We start from the raw sequence: 19,638 nt of genomic DNA, 5'->3' as shown, positions 1-19,638 counted from the left end.
AAAATGATGAACAAGGCACAACCTCTTCAGTTTGATTTCAGCGGCCAGACCGTCTGGGTCACCGGTGCGGCGAGCGGCATTGGCGAAAGCATTGCCCGCCAGTTTGTCGCACTGGGCGCGAACGTGATCGGCTTCGACCGCGCATTCCGACATTACGATCATCCGTTTACTTGCGTGACGCTGGATATCAGCGAACCGGACAGCGTAGCGGCGGTCTGTCGCCAGCAGTTAGCAGAAACAGGGCTCGACGTTTTTGTTAATGCTGCCGGGATTCTGCGTCTGGGCGACATCGACGCGCTGAGCGTGGACGACTGGCACCAGTGCATTAACGTCAACGCCTCTGGCGCGTTTTACCTGCTAAACGCTCTGGTTCCGCATTTCAAGCAGCAGCGCCGTGGCGCGATTGTCTGCGTCGGCTCCAATGCCGCGCATGTTCCCCGTCTACAGATGGCGGCGTACTGCGCTTCAAAAGCGGCGCTCACCAGCCTGTCCCATTGTGCTGGTCTGGAGCTGGCACCTTACGGCGTGCGCTGCAATCTGGTGTCGCCGGGATCGACGGATACGCCGATGCAGCGCGGCATGTGGCACAGCGCCGATGCCGAACAGCGCACTATCGCGGGCTTTCCTGACCAGTACAAACTGGGGATTCCGCTGGGCAAGATTGCTCAGCCGGAAGAGATTGCCAATACCGTGGTTTTTCTGGCTTCCGATCTGGCCAGCCACATCACCATGCAGGACGTGGTGGTGGATGGCGGGGCAACGCTGACGGCCTGATTTGCTGAGAGAGTGACAAGTCATGAAAGATATCGTAACGCTGTTAAAGCAGCTGGAACGGCAGGGCGTTCGTCTGGCGTTGAATGCACAGGGACAGCTGATTTCGCAGTCCAACAAAGACGCGATCACGGCAGACATTGGGCGCACGATTAAGGAAAACAAAGACGCCATTGTGCGCTGCCTGACGGCGCAGCAGGCGTTTGAGCGACCCATCACGCCGCAAAATGCCACGTCTGGCCCGCTGTCGTCATCGCAAAGCGGACTGTGGTTTATCGAGCAGTACGAAGAGCAGTCACACCTCTACAATATGCCGGTCTATTTTCGCCTGACCGGCACGCTGGATGTGGCTGCGCTGGAGTTTGCCTTTGACGCGCTGGCGCAGCGCCATGCCAGCCTGCGCACCCGCTTTGTGGTCAATGAACAGGGCAAGGGTGAACAGCGTATCGATGCCTATCAACCGTTTGTGATACAGCATGATGACTTCTCACTGCTGCCGGAAGCCGAGCGGGAAGCGCGCTTGCAGCAGCAGGTAAAAGCGGAAATCAGTCGCCCGTTCGATCTCACGGCGGGCGATCTCACCCGCGTGCGGCTGGTGAAAATGAGCGAGCGGGTGCATGTTCTGATGATCACCCAGCACCATATTATTTCCGACGGCTGGTCGGTGAAGAATATGTTTGCGGACTTCAAACCGGCTTTTCTGGCCTGTCAAAACCGCCAGCCTCATCCCGTCGAGCCGACCCAACTTAACTATATCGATTACGCACACTGGTTCAATTCTGCGTCGTTTCTGGATTACCACAACGAATTCAAACCGTTCTGGGTTGAGCGGCTGACGGGGATTCCTGAGGTGCACAGCCTGCCGCTGGATAAACCGCGTCCGGCACACCAGAACAGCGGCGGTGAAGTGATCTTCTCCGCGATCAACAACGATCTGTGGGATAAGTTTAAGCGCCTGTGCCAGCGCTACAATACGTCTAACTTCATTGGCCTGCATGCGGTGTTCTCCCTGATGCTGGCGCGGATCAGCGACGAGAAAGATATCGTCATTGGTTCACCGCTGGCCTACCGCGAGCGGCCGGATATCGAAGATGTCGTCGGCTTCTTCGTTAACACCATCGTGCTGCGCACCCAGTTGCAGGATCAACAGAGCTTTGTCGATTACCTGCAATATTGCCGCGAGCAGGATCTGTCAGCGTTCGATCACCAACTCTACCGTTTTGAAGCGCTAAGCGAGGCGATCGGCTCCGATCGCACCACCGCGATCAACCCGATCTTCCAGGTGATGCTGGTGTATCAGGCCAAAGTGGATTTCAACGATCTGATCCCCGGTTGTGATGCAGCGGAAGAAACGTCGCCGGTGCTACCTGCCAAGACCGATATTTCGGTCAAGGTGACAGAGCTGATGGGGGAAGTGCGGCTGGACTGGCTGTTTGCCACTGCGCTGTTTGAGCGTCAGACGATCCAGTATTACGCCGACCGCTTTATCCGGCTGATTGAGGCCGTGGTTGAGGCACCGGAAACCGATGTCTGGCATCTGCCGCTGATGGAAGCGGAGCGCTTTGTCTCCGTGCTGGCGGAGAGTCAGCAGCTGCCGCGTAGCTATCCGCAGCCGCAGCTGACGGTAACCGACGTGATTGAAGCCATCGTCCAGCGCGATCCCCAGCAGCTGGCGATAGCTTTTGACGGCGAACAGCGCACCGATACGCTGACGTACGCTGAACTGAACAGGCAGTCGAATCAGCTGGCGCACTGGCTGCACCGTCAGGGGCTGGGCGAACAGTCGCTGGTTGGTGTGCTGGCGAAGCGCGATCGCTATTTTGTCATTGCGCTGCTGGCCGTCTGGAAAGCGGGCGCTGCCTATGTGCCGCTGGATCCCGACTATCCGCCGGAGCGGCTGCGCCACATCATTACCGATGCCAATCTTGCCGTCATTCTCGGCGGCGATGGGCAGCAGCTGGCACAGTGGTCTGCCGAACAGTGCATCGATCTGACCGATCCTACGGTTGTCGCGCAGTGGCACCATCTGCCGGGCGATGAACCGCCAGCCATTCCGCGCCATGCACAGCAGCTGGCACAGGTGATCTACACCTCGGGATCGACCGGTCTGCCGAAGGGCGTCATGATCGAACACGGTTCGCTGATCAATCTGCTGGACGATCATCGCGAACGTATCGATTTCACACCGCAAAGCACCATGTTCAACTGCATGTCGCTCTCGTTTGACGCCGGTAACATGACGACGCTGCTGCCGCTGAGCAGCGGTGGCACGCTGGCGTTTGGCGAACCCAACGATCGGGCGATTGTGCAGGCCGAACAGGCGGGTGCGACGCATCTGATCCTGCCGACGGCGCTGATGTCGATTCTCGATCCACAGCACGTTAACGGCATTCAGGCAATTGGCATGGGCGGTGAAGCCTGTCCGAACGCCGTGGTGGAAAACTGGGCTGATAAGGTCGCGCTGTACAACATGTACGGACCGACGGAGTGTACCGTTACCGCGTTGAGCACCCGCCTGCGTAAAGGTCAGCCTGTGACCATCGGGAAACCCATCGCCCATATTCAGGCGCTGATTCTGGACGCAGCAGGACAGCTGTGTCCGGCGGGCGTGCCGGGTGAACTGTGTCTTGCGGGACTTGGGCTGGCGCGCGGTTACCTCAATCAGCCGCAGATGACCGCCAGCCGCTTTGAACACATCACGCTGAATGACGTGAACAACACCGAACAGAGCACGGCGACGCTGCGTATTTATCGCACGGGTGATAAGGCCAGACTGCTGAACAACGGCGACTATGAATACTGTGGCCGTATTGATGAGCAGATTAAGCTGCGCGGCTACCGCATTGAGCCGGGTGAAATTGAGGCACAGCTGGCGGCGGTATGTCCGTCGCTGAAGCAGGTGAAAGTCGTTGTGGCACAGGTCGGGAACCGTCCGGCGCTGGTCGCTTATGCCACGGTGAAAGCCGGCTGCGGCACGCCGGAACCTGCCGCGGTGCTGATTGATGTCGCGAAACACCTGCCGGAATACATGGTGCCGTTCCGACTGATTCTGCTGGAAGACATGCCGCTGACGCCGAACGGCAAGCTGGATACGAAACAGCTGCCGCCGGTGCTGGAGGCAAGTGAAGGCGACGGTGAAGCCGATAATCCGCTGGAAGCGGACGTACTGGCGATTTGGCGCAGCGTGCTGAATACGCCGCTGGGCGTTGAGGATGATTTCTTCCGCTTAGGCGGTGATTCCATCCTTAGTATTCAACTGACGACGCGCTTGCGCAGCGCGGGCTATGTCTGCACGGTAAAAGACGTTTTCGAAGCAAAAAGCGTGCGGCGTTTGTGTCGCGTGCTGGCACAAAATGATCGTGACACAGGTGTTGTGGCGGAGCAGGGCACGCTGGAAGGCGAATTCGCGCTGCTGCCGATTCAGCGCTGGTTTATGGAACAGCCGCTGGCACGTCCTGAGCACTGGAATCAGGCGGCGATGATCCAACTGCCGGACGTGGATACCGAACGCCTTACCACGATGTTGCAGGCGCTGATGGCGCAGCATGACGCGCTGCGTCTGGCCTGTGATGCTGACGGGCAACGCTATCTGATGGATGTGCCTTGCCCTGCGGTGTCAACGCTGGATTATCGCCAGCTCGGTGACGACGGCCTGCAACAGGCGTTTACCGCATTGCAGAGTGAATTCGATCCTGCGCAGGGAAGGACGATGGCCGCCGCACTGGTACGTCACCATCCGCAGGCGGACACGGCTGTGTTCCTCGCTTTCCACCATCTGGTGATTGATGCCGTCTCCTGGCGCATTCTGGTCGACGATCTGGAACGGCTGTACCTCGGTGAACCGCTGCTGCCGAAAACGTCGAGCTATCGCCAGTGGGGTGCCGCGCTGCATAGCTATGCTACGCAGCATGCGGAACAGCTGACGTACTGGCAGGTGCAGGAAAACGGCGTGGATCAGACGGCGCTGATGGCGGCGAAAGATCCGCAGGGCCTGGCCAGCGCTGCGATTCTGACGCTGGACGCGGAAACCACAGGCCAACTGGTGAGCGAGGCTAACCGTGCCTTTAATACCGACGTCAGCGATTTGCTGCTGGCGGCGCTGACCCGCACGCTAAACGATCTCGGCTGGGGCGATAAAGCCCGCATCATGCTGGAAGGGCACGGTCGCGAGGCGATTGATCCGACGCTGGATGTCAGCCGCACGGTAGGGTGGTTTACCAGCACCTATCCGGTGTGTCTGCAAGATCGGTCCGACTGGGCTTCCCTGATTAAATCCAGCAAGGAACAGCTGCGTCAGGTGCCGGATAAAGGCGTCGGGTTTAACCCGCTGCGCTACCATCACCCGGAGGGCGGTTCGCTGACGCTGTCGCCGATTGTGTTCAACTATCTCGGGCTGTCGGTTCAGGCGGCTGGCGTGTGGCGTCCGGTGGATGTCGCACCGGGAGGCTGCGTTTCGCCAGAGAATAAACCGGAGGAGGTTATCAGTCTCCACGGTGGAATTGCGGGCGGACAGCTGACGCTGCGTCAGGTGGGTTGCCTTAACCAGCGCGACAGTGAACGTCTGATGGCGCAGTTCACGGAGAATCTGCGTGCGCTGACGGCAGCCTGCCTGACACAGCTACATCACGGCACTGCCTTTACCCCCAGCGACTTCCCGGCGGTGACGCTGAGCCAGACACAGCTCGATAGCCTGTCGCAGCGTTATGACATCGACACGCTATTGCCGCTGTCATCGCTCCAGCAGTCGATGCTGTATCACCGTCTACGCTGTCCGCAGGACGATGCTTATCATCTGCAAACGCCGATTCGCTACGCGCAGGCGCTGGATGTGGAAGGCTATCGTCAGGCATGGCAGCGTCAGATTCAGCGTTTCCCGGCGCTGCGTGCCGCGCTGGAAAGCGAGTATGCCAGCGTGCAGGTGATTGTGACGCAGGCAGACCTGCCTTTCTACTATCAGGATGTCGCGCAGGAGGCCGATCCACTGGCTGTCATCGAACGCTATCGCCAGCAGGATTTACGCACCGGATTTAACTTGTCGCAGCCGCCGCTGTTGCGCATTGCCTGTTTCCGTTTGGGTGAACAGGATTATCGGGTGCTCCTGAGCTGTCACCACAGCGTGATTGATGGCTGGAGCGGCCCGCAGTTGCTGGGCGCGGTACACCGTGATTATCAGACATTTATGCACGGCGAAACATCCGCGATTCAGGTGGATCGTGCTTATGTGGATTATGCGCGGCATGCCGTGGCGCAGCAGTCCGCTGTTGAGGCTTTCTGGCAGCAGCGGCAGCCGCTGTTGGCGCACACGAACGATGTCGCGATGCTGTTTGCGGCGGCGGGGAAACGTGCCGATCTCAGCCAGCATCTGACGCAGGTTGAACCGCAGGTCACCGGCGTCAGCCTGAACGAGCAGGATCAGGCTGCACTCATCGCTTTTGCCCGCGAGGTGGGCGTTACGCACAGCATTATCGCGCAATACGCCTGGCACCGGCTGCTGGCGCGGTCGACCGGCGATGCGGTCAGCATTGTCGGAAACGTGCTGTCGGGCAGGGAAAGCCCGGTGGAGGACGTGGCGAACAGCGTGGGTCTGTACATCAACAGCCTGCCGTTGGCGCTGAGCTGGCAGCAGCCGGTATCGCTGCAACAGCATCTGGTGCAGTTGCAGAATGAGCTGATGGCGATGAACCAGCATGCTACGCAGTCGCTGATTGCGCTGACGGCCGGACGCTCGCGTTTGTTCAACAGCCTGTTTATTTATGAAAACTATCCCGGAGCGAAAGCAGAACAGGGCCAGCGTGCTGACGATCCGCATCGGCTATCTCCCGAGTTCTCAGCCGCCTATGAAAAAGTCGAGATGCCGCTGAATCTGGTGGTGCGTGAGCAGGCGGGCTGCATGCTGCTGCGCTTCGAGTTTGACGCTGATGTGCTGGACAGTGCGCAGGCGCGTCGGGTGCTGATGCGCTGGCATGATGAAGTGGTCGCGCTAATCAATAGCTCACCGCAGCAGCCAGCCGAGATTATCGGCCATGAGAAAGCGACAGGCTCGGTGGTTGCGCAGAAAACGGTGGCAGATAGCGGTATTAGCCAGCCGGATACGCCATCAGCCCAGTCGCTGCTGCGCGTGTGGGCGCAGGTGCTACATCTCGGTGAATCCGGCCTCTGGTCGCAGACGCTGTGTGAAAGCGGTGTCGATTCGCTGCAGCGTATTGCGCTGGCACAGGCATTGAGTCGTGCGTTAGCGCAGCCGGTGAGCGTGGCGTTATTACAACGCTACCCGTCACCGCAGGCACTGAGCGGGTATCTGGCACAGTCGAGGGTTACCGCCAATGAGGAAACGCTGTCATGACAGGGAACGATGAAGCAGTGGGGAATCCGCTGGCGGATATCCAACAGCCCACGGCCTTTGGGCAGCGGGCGGGGGCCGCGAACGGTGAACAGCGGCACAGCAGTGAATTGGTTAAGCACTATCCCACGTCGCTGGTGAGCGCGGCGTGGAGCTGGCTGCTGTACAAATACAGCGGTGAAGAACAGGTGTGTGCGGCGCTCGTCACGGACGATCTTCCTGACAACGTAAGGCCGCTGATCGCCAATTTTCAACAGCGCGATCGTCTCGTCAACGAGTGGATCGCCGCCGTGGGATCGTCGTGCGATCCGCAGTCCACATCAGAGATGCTGGCAGCAGATAACCAGCATGCGCTGTTTAGCAGCCTGCTGATCGTGGGGGAGAGGGTATCGTTACCTGCCGTAGTTCAGAATATGGCGCTCATCGTGCAGGTTCAGCACGATCGAGTCATTCTGACCGCACCCGATGGGCAGTTCGACAATCGGCAGCTACAGCGTATGGCCTGCGATCTCACGCAGCTACTTGATGGCCTGCTGGCACAGCGCTGGGAGCGGCTGGCGCAGATTCGCTTCAGCCCGCAGGTGGCACCGCTACCGCACAGGGCGACAACGCTCGCATTGCACGATGAACTGCTGACACGTCTTACTGAGGAAGCTCGTCAGGATCGTGTGGCGATCGCCTTTCAGGAACGCGAAATTCGCTATCGGGAACTGCTGCAACGCGTGGCGCTGATTCAACAGGCGCTGGCGGCGCAAGGGGTGATGGCCGGTCAGCGCGTGGGGCTGCATCTTAGCCGTCAGCCTGACACCGTAGCGGCGCTGCTGGCCTGCCTGTTTTCTCAGGTGACGTTTGTGCCGCTGGAGCCGGATTTTCCGGGCGAGCGTCTACAGGCGATTCAGCAGGAAGCGGCGCTGGCAGCGGTCTTGCAGGACGGCTATACCGGTGGTTCGCTGGCGTTTGACTGTCCGATACTGAACCTGTGTGATTTACCGTATGCCGCCAGCGATTCCACGGCGAGCGTACAGCTGGCGCGGACCGGTGGGCCGGAAACCGCGGCCTACATGATGTTTACCTCCGGTTCGACGGGGAAACCAAAGGGCGTGGTGATTGGTCAGCGGGCGCTGCAAACCTTTATTCATGCCAGCGTAGATCGGCTGGCTTTAACGGATAACACCAACTGGCTGCTGATTACCACGCTGGCGTTTGATATCTCCATGCTGGAAGTGTTTGCGCCGCTGTGGGTTGGTGGCGTGCAGCATCTGACTACGCATGAGGAATACAAAGATCCGCAGGCGGTCGCGGCGTATTTGCAGGCTAGGCCTCAGATCAACGTATTGCAGGCCACGCCCGCGTTTTGGCGCATGATGTTCAAGGCGGGCTGGCAGGGCAAACCCGATCTGGTGGCGCTGTGCGGCGGTGAAGCGCTGGATCTGCGACTGGCGCAGCGTCTGGTCAGCCGTTGTAAGACGCTGTGGAATTGCTATGGGCCAACCGAAGCGACAATTTGGTCGCAGATGGCGCAGATTGACGGCGCCGCGTTGGAGAACCAGCACACGGTCGCGCTGGGCAACACGCTGGCGGGCTACCAGCATTTGGTGATCGATGACGATCGTCATCCGCTGTCGGAAGGGATGGTCGGCGAACTGTGCATTCTCGGTGAAGCGCTGAGCAGTGGATACTGGCAGCGTGACGATCTGACGCAGGATCGTTTTATTCAGCAGCCGGAGTCTGGACAGCGAATGTACCGTACCGGCGATAAAGTCCGGCTGCTGGCGGACGATCGTTATCAGTACCTTGGCCGCTTTGACGATCAGGTGAAATTACGGGGATTTCGCATCGAGTTAGGGGAGATCGAGGCGCAATTGAAGCGGATCGAGCAGGTGCAGGATGCGGCCGTCAAACTTCAGGGTGAAGGGGATGAGGCGGTGCTGGTCGGCTACGTGGAATATAAACCCGGCTCGGAGATAACTAAACTGGCACTGCGCAAACAGCTGCATCAGTTCTTACCGGCTTACATGGTGCCGGGGCGCATTGTGGTGCTCGACAAGCTGCCCAAAACTGGCAGCGGTAAGGTCGATCGCAAGCGGCTGACGGATGTCTGACGGTAAGTAGGGCAGCGGTGCTGCCCTTTCACCGCGATAAGCGGTTTCCTAATACACCAATAATTAGGGAGCGAAATCGGAGTTGGCCGTTATCTGGCGTAAAAAATTATGCTGAGGCGATAGCAGGCTTAGGATGAGCCGCATGGACGCGGCTCAAGCTTGCGCCACGCCGGGAGCGTGTCGCAAGCGGTCCGTTAAGCCTGATACCGACGAAGGCATCGCGCAGCGACATAATTTAGCCAAAAGCCAGGGTTCACAGGGCGACGGCGACTGAGCCGCCCTGTGTCGGGCGCGTGCTACGAGGTAGCATGAAAATGACGGTATTGTGGCGCACGAAACTGTCTCTGCGTTCACATAAAATGTGACTAAGAGACAGCACGATGGGGGAAGCCTACTGGTGCTCCTGACGGGCGTCATCGCCAAACGTGATTGCACGTCCACGCGCATCCATTTTTGCTTTGTCGCGGTTGAAGCCCATTTTGGCGCGAACGCCGCCCAGCATGCCGCTGCGTTGATAGATTTCGTTCGCCCGATCGTGGTTGTATTGGCTATCAGGCGTGATTTCCAACGCGCGGTCGATCCACACTTTGGCCAGATAGCTATTCTGGGCGACGCCCGCGCCGGTACGGAAAGCATGAGCATAGTAACCCGCCGCATAGTCGCGGTTGGCATCATCTTCGTCGTTCCATAATTCGGGCAGGACGACATCTACACAGACGGCCTGATCTTCTGGGATGTTGCTAAACAACAAGAGTGAACTTAGCTCTCTCGCCGAACGTTGCCAGACGGTTCTGCCTAGATTAGGGCTACGCAGTACGCTAAACAGCAGTGTGCTGGCACGCTGGTACTGTTCCGGTGTCAGCGTGTCATTTTCATTGATCAGATTATAGGCAACGTTGTACATGCTAACGACATGGCCTTTCTCCGCCGACACTTCCTTCCAATAGCGTGATTTTTCGTGATCTTCATAAGGTGAAGGGTCGCGGCCGTGCATACGTGATAGATAACCGGAGTAGAGGTCACCGAGTGATGCCATTGAGGAGACTTCCCCCCAGCTCGCGGCTTCGTGTAAAAGAAAGACCCCTGCCTCTTCGGAAACGGATTCGAACAAGTTAGCGGCCGCCTGACCGAAGTTTGTATCTGATTTCATGAAGCGGCAACGTGCGAGCAGCGCATCGCTATCAAATTGGCCTTTTGCGATACCGTAGAAGCCAAATTTACTGGCGAGCGCGGCGATAGCGGTCTCATACGCTGAATCCGCCCACGCCTGACAGCGTTCCAGAAATTTTGGCATCAAATTGAAGCGGTCTTCGATACCGGCAAAGTTCACACAGCTGATTAAGGTGTCGAGTGCTCCCTCATCAGGGTGTGATTCAGGAAGATCAACCTGCCAGGCTTCAACCATCAGGTCATAGGCCTGTTGCATATCGACCTTATTCCAGTGGATCTCGCCATCTTCTTCAGTTCGCGCATATGTGCTGAGGAAGCTGGCATATTTGCGCAGGACTTTAGCCCGAACATCCACATCAAGTTCAAGCGTCAGCAGCCAGTCGAAGGTTTTTCGGCAGTACGCCACGTTTTCTGTGTCCTGAGCATCGGGCAAGAGCACGTCATAGCCAAGGTAGTCCCAACACTGTGTAACACGTAGGCTGTTACGTTCGGGCTCTGTCAGCGCTTCACACAGTGGTCCATCAATAAATTGCGTCATTGCCTCATGGCTACCGCCCCAGCGTGGATACAGGAAGTAAACGCACTCTTTGCGAATCGCTAAGTCCTGGGGACGAGTGGCTAAGGTGACGCGCAGCCAGTAGTGCATGGGCTCTTCCCATTCGTGTTCCTCTCTGGCTGGTAGCAAAGTGGGTAGAGCAACAGGAAGCTCAACAAGTTCTTGCGCACCTTCATTACGCAGGTGCTGTAGACCCGCTTCCCAAAGTTCGGGCTCAACTTGCGCCTGACGCTGTGCGTAGGTCAGAGGCTCACCGCCTTGCAGTAGGACACCCAGCCACTGTGGTTCGCCTAAATAGCAGGTTAGACGAAACAGACGTGAAAAGGTCAGGGCAGGTCGCTGATGTAGCGCACTGGCGCGCAGGTAAGCCGCGACGCCCAGATCGCGAGCCAGTTCCGCTCCCATCCAGCGATCGTCTTCTACATACTCTCCGCCATTTGAGGTACGAATCCGCGCGGCGGCGTTCTCCCAATATTGCCCGGTGAGATGATGCGCGTGATAGCTCTCAGGGTGGGCGGCAACCCATGCCTGCAAGTGCGGCAGGGTATCGGCATCAGATACCGCTGGGTCAAAGAGCGAATTTACGTGCCAGAGATAGGTATAAGGCAGATTAGGGCCGTCCAGCCAAATCTGGTGTTCTTGCTCCAGCAGGGTATCAAGCGCATCGAATTGATGCGTCGCGAACATCTCGCGCAGCTGCGCGCGGCGCTTCACCAATGCGGTGAGTGAGTCAGAAATTAATGTCATAGCGTAAATTCTTAGCCTGTTGTTGAGTCATCATGCCGACAACATCGCGCGTGATCAGCGGCATGTGCAGGCAAGATTTCGGGGGATTACTGTGTTGTATCTACTTGATAATGATTACAGTTATACCAACAAACTGGTGTTCAGACAGTGTTATTTACATAAATGTAAACAACCGTTTAAAACGGTGTAAATGGGGAAGGGGGTAAGAGGCATGCTTTGATATCGTGTCACACCGCAATCGTGAAACAGAAATCAAATTGTCATAAGTTCATGATAACATGAAAATATTGTCGATTTCTCATCCTAATGGTTTACCTGCGAGTGATAGGCTCAGCGATGAGCATGCATAAGAGTTCGACTTCCTTTCTCTCTCCCCATGATGTAGCCGCTGTGTATCGAATTAAATAACCAAAAAAAACTAAATTTCTAGTTTTTTAGTATGAATAAAGTCATGTGTGTTAAGCAATGTCCTGTTTTATTAATTTTATTCTCGTTCAAATCGATTCCATTTCAATAAGGTAGGTGAAATTAAAAAATAAACAAAAAATTTTCAACCCTATTGAAGAGTTGTTTTCAATGAATAGAATCAAGTTGTTGGTATATTTAATTTAAATAAATATACCCGTCATACTTCAAGTTACATGTGCGTTGGCTTCATTCGGTCACCCGAATCACTTACTTGAGTAAGCTCATCGGGATTCCCTTACTTGCCGAATTACAAGGCTTATAAATAAGCCTTGCCCTAGCGGGCCAACGCTTTGCGTTGTTCAAACGTTAACGTTTGTCCTGAAACTCGAATTATTTAGGGTATATAACGTTGCATGGTTTTGTGATTGTTGTGCTTGGTTTACTAGGGAAAGTATACCCCCAACTCTATGGTACATAGGAGATAACCATGTCTATCATTTTATCGAATCATACCCCAACGGATTCCTATAAGGGGTGCACGCCGGGTTCACGCCGTAGTGCGCTCCGTGAATTATTACAGCAGCAAAAAGGCATTCGTGTGATGGAGGCTCACAGTCCGCTTTCTGCTTTATTAATAGAACAAGCCGCTTATGAAGATGGCGATATTCATTATCAATTTGATGCATTTTGGTCGAGTTCACTCACGGATTCGACCTTGCGTGGAAAACCCGATACCGAGCTGGTTGATATCAGCCATCGTTTCCATGCCATTACGGAAATATTTGATGTCACCACTCGCCCGTTAATTTTTGATGGCGATACCGGCGGACAAACGGAGCATTTGGCACACCGCATCCGGGCTGCCGAAAATCTGGGTATTTCCGCCATGATTATCGAAGATAAAACGGGTCTGAAGAAGAACTCTTTATTTGGCAACGATGTAAAGCAAACGCAGGCTTCTATAGAAGATTTCTGCGAAAAAATTACCACGGCCAAAAAAGCACAGCTGACGCCCGAATTTATGCTGATCGCGCGTATTGAGAGCCTGATTCTGGACGTCGGCATGGAGGATGCACTAAACCGCGCCCTGCATTATGCTGATGCCGGTGCCGATGGCATTATGATTCATAGTCGGCATAAGAACCCTTCTGAAATTTTAACGTTCGCCAGACAATTCCGCGAACATTACCCACATTTACCGTTGGTTTGTGTTCCAACTAGTTTTAACGATATTACTTTCGATCAGTTGATTGATGGCGGATTCAATATCGTTATTTACGCCAACCATATGCTACGTGCGGCTTATCCTGCCATGAAATCCATTCTGCCAGAAATCCTCAAGCATGGTCGAACGCTGGAAGTTGAGGATAAATGCATGTCGATAAAAGACATTCTGGATCTGATACCCGGCACGCGATAACGCCCTCTATTAGGGTGTCAGTATAATTATTTTATAACGCTATTATTTAGCGCTGTAGGCTTATTGCTGTTATTGAAGCAACGCCATTATATTGCCCCTAATTATCCGTGCCACATAATGAAAAAACCAAGGCGTTATCATCGCTATTAAATACAGCGTGATGCGCAGGGGAGGTTTATTGTGATTGACCCGAATAAGCTTATCGAATTTCTTGTTCAACGTGGCGTGCATTTTTTCAGTGGCGTCCCAGATTCATTATTAAAAGCATTTTGTCTGGCGATTGGAAGTAATAACGGGGGGCTTGCCCACCGTATCGCGAGTAATGAAGGTTGCGCGGTGGGCATGGCGATGGGGCATTATCTGTCGACGCGAACGCTGCCCGTGGTTTATATGCAAAACTCGGGGTTGGGCAATGCGATCAATCCCCTCTGCTCTCTGGCTACGCCGGATGTTTATGGCATTCCACTGTTACTCATTATTGGCTGGCGTGGTGAAGTCGATGAGAGTGGTAAACAACTGCACGATGAGCCGCAGCATGTCATGCAGGGGCGAGTCACGCTGCCTCAGCTCAATGTGCTTGATATACCGCATATCGTGCTGGATAGCTATAACACGCCGCCGTGGGATGACATTCAGGCGTTGCTCCAGCGTGCGCATGATGAACACCGTCCTGTAGCGCTGGTGGTGAGAAAAAATACCTTTTCCTCGCCAGCGGCATCCGCCAACCCAACGGCTGAATCGGCGCTGATGCGGCGAGAAGCCATCGTCGCAGCCTGCCTGAACGTGCTGCCGTCTCATCTCCCTATCGTCAGTACCACGGGCATGTTGTCCCGTGAACTCTATGAGCTGCGTGAACAGCGCGGGGAAGGGCATCAGCGAGATTTTCTGACCGTCGGTGGCATGGGCCTTGCCAGCCAGATCGCACTGGGCCTGTGTGATGCGCAACCGCAGCGGAAAGTCGTGTGTCTGGATGGCGATGGGGCGTTGCTGATGCACATGGGCGGACTGACGAACACCGCTCAGGCCAGCAACCTGATACATATCGTTATCAACAACGGTGCCCATGACTCCGTGGGAGGACAACCTACGGCGGCGTCCCGCTTACCGCTGGCCCCTATCGCTGCCGCCAGTGGCTATGGCGCTACGTACTACGCTGAGACGGAAGAGGCCTTACAGGCTGCACTGCAACAGGCGTTGCAGGCGCAATGTAGTCAATTCATTGAGGTGCAATGCCGCGTGGGTCATCGCAGCGATCTGGGGCGGCCTGCGACCTCTCCCGCGCAAAATCGCGATGCCTTTATGCACTTTCTTAATACACCTCCTCAACTCTCTTGATGAGCGGCAATACCTGAGTATTGCCCACCCCTTAGCGACAAGGATTGCCGATATGACTCATTCTGTTTCTTTAGTTGGCGTTGGTGTATTAGGAAAAGCGATCTCGCTCAGACTATTACAGCGGCATTTTTCGCTTCGCGTGTTCAACCGGACTCACCGCAAAGCGAACGAGGTGGCTGCCGAAGGTGCTCAAGCCATCCCCGAACTGCACCAGCTGTTCACGCAGGAAAAACAAATTGTGCTCATCTGCCTGAAGGATGCGGAGGCGATACGTGACGTTTTTCAGTCGGAGGAGGTTATACAGAAGCTGACCCGCTATCGTCCTGTATTACTCAATATCAGCACGATAGGGCCGGAAGAGAGCCGCTGGATGGAGGCCTTTTTTCACCGACACGGCGCGCATTATGTGGAATGTCCGGTGTCGGGCGGGCCGGAAGGCGCACGGCAGGGCAAACTTGCCGCCTGGGTCGGGCCTTGTGCGGATGACGTTGCCAGCGCGGTTAACGACGTCATCACCAGCCTGTCGGATCGCTATGTGCTGATGGCAAGTAATCACAGCGCACAGACCATGAAGGTGATTAATAACTATTGTGAGGCGGTGCATCTGCTGGTGGCGGCGGAAGCGCTATTGCTGGCGGAAGGCCACGACATCGCCCCGGAGGTGCTGGCAAACGCGCTGACGCTGGGGCGCGGACGCTCGACCTATATGGAAGTGATGCTGGATCGCTATCTGAACCCGCGTGAAGCCGTGTCTGTTCCGTTATCCATTCGCCTGAAAGATCTCGATCTGGCACTGACGCTTTTCCAGCGCTCGACGATTCAAAGCGAATTCTTCGATACGGCGCGCCAGTGCTATCAAAATACGGCGGATCTCTCGGCCGAGCCTCAGGATCAAACTGCCTGCTTTTCTTATCTCTCACGGACTTTGCCAGCGGGGAGGGACTAGATGTCAGAGCTAACACAGCGACAACGCTGGATGTCGATTCTCGCTCACAGCGATCCTGCCGCGCTGGAAGCACACTGGGACACGCTGCATTTTCCAACGGACTACCAGCTCTTACGCCCGACGCAGATCGGTTTGATCCAGCTGCAAGGGAGAATGGAGGTCGACGGCCCGCGCTTTATTGTGGGTGACATGACGGTGACCCGCGCGGCGGTGCAACTGGAAGATGGAACATGCGGCTACAGCTATATCGCGGGCAGAAACAAGCCGCATGCCGAGCTGTGCGCCTGGATCGATGCACTCCTGCAAACCCGATCCTCTTTCCATGAAATCTGGGAGCGCATCATCACACCGTTAGCAGACCAACAGCGTGCGCGTCGTGAGCAGCAACAGCACGACGTCGCGGCCAGCCGGGTGAATTTCTTTACTTTGGTCAGGGGGGAATGATTTGTCATGACAACGATGACGGGCTTCGCCCACCCCGTATTTGGCACACAGCTCTGCTTTCGCAAAATCGTGAAGGCCATGAGCGAGCCGGGTTCTCTGGTCACGGTTCCGAATGTCTCCGGTCTGGAATCGATGTCGTCCGCCACGGCAGCCACGCTGCTTACGCTGACCAGCCACACCACGCCGCTGTTTATCGATCCCAAGATCGGTAACCCGCTGCTGCTGCGTACGCTCTGCCTGCATACGAACGTGCCGATCGCCACGAGGCTCGACGAGGCTGACTTTGTGCTGCTGAGTGGAAACCGTTTTTCTTATGACCTGATGGCGCTCTCCTGCGGCAGCGAAGCCGAACCCGAAAAATCCACCACCGTTATTGTCGAAGTGGAGGGGATGCATGACGGGCCTTGCCTAAAACTGACGGGGCCGGGTATCAAGACACATCGCATTATCTCCCCCCGTCTGCCCGGTAGCGTCAGGGACTACCTGTGCAACCGCCCCCATGCCTTCCCGACAGGACTGGATTTTCTCTTTACGTCTGGGAAAAAGCTCTTTGCGATCCCCAGAAGTACCCACGTGGAGGAATGCTAATGTACGTTGCCGTCAAAGGTGGGGAAAAGGCCATTGAGGCCGCCCACCAGCTACAAGCCTGCCGCCGCCGCGGGTGCACGGATGTACCAGAATTAGACTGTTCACAAATAGAACAGCAGCTTAATTTAGCCGTCGATCGCGTCATGACCGAAGGCAATATTTACGACCGCCAACTCGCTGCGCTGGCCATTAAACAGGCCAGTGGCGATCTGGTGGAAAGTATCTTTCTCTTACGAGCCTACCGTTCCACGCTGCCACGCTGGGGAATTAGTCAGCCGCTTAATACGCCGGATATGCGCCTTGAACGCCGCGTGTCGGCCATTTTCAAAGATTTACCGGGTGGGCAGCTACTCGGTCCGACCTATGACTATACCCATCGCCTGCTGGATTTCTCGCTGCTGGCCGACGGTGAGGATCCTGTCGCGCCGCAGCCTGACGCCGTTGATGAGGATGACGCGATGCGTGAACACATTCCTCACGCGTTTCAGTTCCTTTCTCAGCAGGGTTTCGCACCTGAACGAGACAACAGTGACGATCGCGATCCGCCAGATATCACGATGGATCCACCGAGCTACCCCGGCACGCGGGCATCGCGTCTCCAGCAGCTGTTTCGCGGTGACGAGGGGTTTCTTCTCTCGCTTGGGTATTCCACCCAGCGCGGCTATGGCCGCAACCATCCGTTTGTCGGAGAGATCCGCACGGGCTATATCACTGTGAGCATCGTCGCCGAAGAGGTGGGCTTTGCCATCGATATTGGCGAGATCTTGCTGACCGAATGCGAAACCGTGAACGGCTTTGTGAAACCCGCCAACGACGCGCCGCATTTTACCCGTGGCTACGGGCTGGCATTCGGCCGCTCGGAACGTAAAGCCATCACGGTGGCGTTAGCCGATCGCGCCCTTCAGGCTGCCGATTATCAAGAGGAAATTCGCGGCCCGGCTCAGGATGAGGAGTTCGTTCTTTCTCATGCTGACAATGTGGAGGCGGCAGGATTTGTCTCGCATCTGAAGCTGCCGCATTACGTCGATTTCCAGTCAGAGCTGGAGCTATTAAAACGACTACGTGAGGAATACCTCGCGTCTGTGCCAAGGAGTAACGCGTGATGGGCCAGACAACGATCTCCCGCCAGAAAGACAGCCAGCCAGAAACGGAATGTCACGGTTCAGATACGGAATACAACTATGCCTATTTGGATGAAAGCACGAAGGGCATGATACGGCGTGCGATCCTGAAAGCGATCGCCATCCCTGGGCATCAGGTGCCATTCGGCAGCCGGGAAATGCCTATGCCTTACGGCTGGGGCACCGGCGGCATTCAAATCACCGCCAGCATTATCGGGCCGGATGATACGCTTAAAGTGATCGATCAGGGATCCGACGATACGACCAATGCGGTATCGATCCGCGCCTTTTTCCGCAAGGTGGCACAGGTATCAACCACGGAAAAAACCCATGAAGCGACGCTGATCCAAACGCGGCACCGTATTCCTGAAACGCCGCTGAAAGAGGATCAGATCCTGATCTTTCAGGTGCCGATCCCTGAGCCGCTGCGCTTTATTGAACCGCGCGAAACCGAGACGTGCAAAATGCATGCGCTGGAGGAATACGGCGTGATGCAGGTGAAGCTCTATGAAGACATTGCGCGCTTTGGACACATCGCTACGACCTACGCTTATCCGGTGAAGGTGAACCATCGCTACGTGATGGATCCGTCACCCATCCCGAAATTCGACAACCCGAAGATGGACATGATGCCCGCGTTGCAACTTTTTGGTGCCGGGCGTGAGAAGCGGGTCTATGCCGTTCCGCCCTATACCTCGGTGGAAAGCCTCGATTTCGACGATCATCCTTTCACAATCCAACAGTGGGACAAGCCGTGTGAGCTGTGTGGTGCACGCGACAGCTTCCTTGATGAAGTGGTGATGGACGATGACGGCACGCGTATGTTCGTCTGTTCCGACACCGACTATTGCCAGCAGCGCCAAAACCAGGGAGGAGAACCGTCATGACGACAGCGCATCACGCATCCGACAGCCCGCTGCTCGATGTGCGACACCTCACGCACCTGTATGCGCCGGAAAAAGGCTTCCGCGACGTGTCATTTCAGCTGTGGCCGGGGGAGGTTTTAGGGATTGTCGGCGAATCGGGGTCAGGAAAGACCACGCTGCTGAACGCGATCTCTGCACGGTTGGCCCCGCAGGAAGGTGAGGTGATCTATCGCAACGCCGGGCAGCAGGCGCTCTCGATCTATGACATCAGCGAACGGCAGCGGCGCGCGCTGGTGCGCACCGAGTGGGGGATTGTCTGGCAGCATCCGCTGGCGGGATTACGCCCCACGGTGTCTGCGGGTGGCAATATCGGCGAGCGGCTCATGGCTATCGGTAATCGGCATTATGGCGATATCCGCAGCAAAGCGGCGCAGTGGATGGAAAACGTCGAGCTGCCCGAAAACCGTCTGGACGATCTGCCGACCACGTTTTCCGGCGGGATGCAGCAACGCCTGCAGATCGCACGTAATCTGGTGACGGCACCGCGACTGATCTTTATGGATGAACCCACCGGCGGGTTAGATGTATCGGTACAGGCGCGACTGCTCGATCTGCTCAGAACGCTGGTGGTGGAGATGCAGCTCTCCGTCGTCATCGTGACGCACGATCTTGGCGTCGCCCGCTTGCTGTCGCACCGTCTGCTGGTGATGCAGCGTGGGCGGGTCGTCGAGCAGGGATTGACGGACAGGGTGCTGGACGATCCGAGCCATCCTTACACCCAACTGCTCGTTTCTTCCATTCTGTAAATCCAGACAAAAGGACGC

12 protein-coding genes are annotated in these 19,638 nt (G+C 56.2%); 11 read left to right on the top strand and 1 reads right to left on the bottom strand.

Annotated elements, in window-relative coordinates; all coding sequences use genetic code 11:
* The first annotated feature begins 3 nt into the window (after positions 1 to 3).
* Genes dhbA through MYB54_RS19040 form a run of 3 tightly spaced genes read left to right on the top strand, consistent with a single transcriptional unit; the run spans position 4 to position 9,213 of the window.
* Complete coding sequence (gene dhbA / locus MYB54_RS19050; RefSeq protein WP_052902228.1) at positions 4 to 774, top strand: 2,3-dihydro-2,3-dihydroxybenzoate dehydrogenase; 771 nt, start codon at positions 4 to 6, stop codon at positions 772 to 774.
* A gap of 22 nt (positions 775 to 796) precedes the next feature.
* Positions 797 to 7,114 (top strand): non-ribosomal peptide synthetase, encoded by a 6,318-nt coding sequence (locus MYB54_RS19045; RefSeq protein WP_248721210.1) that lies wholly within the window; start codon positions 797 to 799, stop codon positions 7,112 to 7,114.
* Positions 7,111 to 9,213 (top strand): amino acid adenylation domain-containing protein, encoded by a 2,103-nt coding sequence (locus MYB54_RS19040; RefSeq protein ID WP_248721209.1) that lies wholly within the window; start codon positions 7,111 to 7,113, stop codon positions 9,211 to 9,213. Before MYB54_RS19045 ends, MYB54_RS19040 begins: the two co-directional genes overlap by 4 nt.
* Before the next feature lie 391 nt (positions 9,214 to 9,604).
* Here MYB54_RS19040 and MYB54_RS19035 read toward each other — a convergent pair whose 3' ends face one another.
* The gene (locus tag MYB54_RS19035; protein ID WP_248721208.1) at positions 9,605 to 11,686 is read right to left on the bottom strand and encodes a DUF4034 domain-containing protein; all 2,082 of its coding nucleotides are present in this window, start codon (positions 11,684 to 11,686) and stop codon (positions 9,605 to 9,607) included.
* A gap of 895 nt (positions 11,687 to 12,581) precedes the next feature.
* On the opposite strand from MYB54_RS19035, the gene aepX reads away from it, so the two are divergent.
* The 8 genes from aepX (at position 12,582) to phnK (ending at position 19,620) form a co-directional block, all read left to right on the top strand.
* The gene (gene aepX / locus MYB54_RS19030) at positions 12,582 to 13,514 is read left to right on the top strand and encodes a phosphoenolpyruvate mutase (RefSeq protein ID WP_014914040.1); all 933 of its coding nucleotides are present in this window, start codon (positions 12,582 to 12,584) and stop codon (positions 13,512 to 13,514) included.
* Between the two features lie 180 nt (positions 13,515 to 13,694).
* Positions 13,695 to 14,849 carry a phosphonopyruvate decarboxylase gene (gene aepY / locus MYB54_RS19025; protein ID WP_248721207.1) on the top strand — a complete coding sequence of 385 codons (1,155 nt, stop codon included), beginning with the start codon at positions 13,695 to 13,697 and terminating at the stop codon, positions 14,847 to 14,849.
* 52 nt (positions 14,850 to 14,901) lie between these two features.
* Complete coding sequence (locus tag MYB54_RS19020) at positions 14,902 to 15,795, top strand: NAD(P)-dependent oxidoreductase (protein WP_248721206.1); 894 nt, start codon at positions 14,902 to 14,904, stop codon at positions 15,793 to 15,795.
* Positions 15,796 to 16,239, top strand: a complete 444-nt coding sequence (gene phnG, locus MYB54_RS19015; protein ID WP_014914043.1) for a phosphonate C-P lyase system protein PhnG — start codon at positions 15,796 to 15,798, stop codon at positions 16,237 to 16,239.
* 6 nt (positions 16,240 to 16,245) lie between these two features.
* On the top strand, positions 16,246 to 16,827 hold the full coding sequence (phnH, locus tag MYB54_RS19010) for a phosphonate C-P lyase system protein PhnH (RefSeq protein ID WP_039515057.1): 582 nt from the start codon (positions 16,246 to 16,248) through the stop codon (positions 16,825 to 16,827).
* Positions 16,827 to 17,930, top strand: a complete 1,104-nt coding sequence (locus MYB54_RS19005; RefSeq protein ID WP_039515059.1) for a carbon-phosphorus lyase complex subunit — start codon at positions 16,827 to 16,829, stop codon at positions 17,928 to 17,930. The genes phnH and MYB54_RS19005 overlap by 1 nt, the downstream gene beginning before the upstream one ends.
* A 107-nt stretch (positions 17,931 to 18,037) precedes the next feature.
* Entirely contained in the window at positions 18,038 to 18,835 is a 798-nt protein-coding gene (locus MYB54_RS19000; RefSeq protein ID WP_240345666.1) for an alpha-D-ribose 1-methylphosphonate 5-phosphate C-P-lyase PhnJ, read from the top strand.
* Positions 18,832 to 19,620, top strand: a complete 789-nt coding sequence (gene phnK / locus MYB54_RS18995; RefSeq protein WP_039504289.1) for a phosphonate C-P lyase system protein PhnK — start codon at positions 18,832 to 18,834, stop codon at positions 19,618 to 19,620. The genes MYB54_RS19000 and phnK overlap by 4 nt, the downstream gene beginning before the upstream one ends.
* The last annotated feature ends 18 nt before the right edge of the window (positions 19,621 to 19,638 follow it).

Origin of the sequence: Pectobacterium nicotianae (assembly GCF_023272715.1) — a bacterium.
Lineage (GTDB): Bacteria > Pseudomonadota > Gammaproteobacteria > Enterobacterales > Enterobacteriaceae > Pectobacterium > Pectobacterium brasiliense.
This window is presented reverse-complemented; position numbering and strand designations above follow the sequence as displayed.

Excerpts from the sequence above, each read along its gene's own strand:
- MYB54_RS19035 (WP_248721208.1), bottom strand. The coding sequence starts at position 11,686 with ATGACATTAATTTCTGACTCACTCACCGCATTGGTGAAGCGCCGCGCG.
- MYB54_RS19005 (WP_039515059.1), top strand. The coding sequence starts at position 16,827 with ATGTACGTTGCCGTCAAAGGTGGGGAAAAGGCCATTGAGGCCGCCCAC.
- MYB54_RS19000 (WP_240345666.1), top strand. The coding sequence starts at position 18,038 with ATGATACGGCGTGCGATCCTGAAAGCGATCGCCATCCCTGGGCATCAG.
- MYB54_RS19045 (WP_248721210.1), top strand. The coding sequence starts at position 797 with ATGAAAGATATCGTAACGCTGTTAAAGCAGCTGGAACGGCAGGGCGTT.
- phnG (WP_014914043.1), top strand. The coding sequence starts at position 15,796 with ATGTCAGAGCTAACACAGCGACAACGCTGGATGTCGATTCTCGCTCAC.
- MYB54_RS19040 (WP_248721209.1), top strand. The coding sequence starts at position 7,111 with ATGACAGGGAACGATGAAGCAGTGGGGAATCCGCTGGCGGATATCCAA.
- dhbA (WP_052902228.1), top strand. The coding sequence starts at position 4 with ATGATGAACAAGGCACAACCTCTTCAGTTTGATTTCAGCGGCCAGACC.
- phnK (WP_039504289.1), top strand. The coding sequence starts at position 18,832 with ATGACGACAGCGCATCACGCATCCGACAGCCCGCTGCTCGATGTGCGA.
- phnH (WP_039515057.1), top strand. The coding sequence starts at position 16,246 with ATGACAACGATGACGGGCTTCGCCCACCCCGTATTTGGCACACAGCTC.
- aepX (WP_014914040.1), top strand. The coding sequence starts at position 12,582 with ATGTCTATCATTTTATCGAATCATACCCCAACGGATTCCTATAAGGGG.
- MYB54_RS19020 (WP_248721206.1), top strand. The coding sequence starts at position 14,902 with ATGACTCATTCTGTTTCTTTAGTTGGCGTTGGTGTATTAGGAAAAGCG.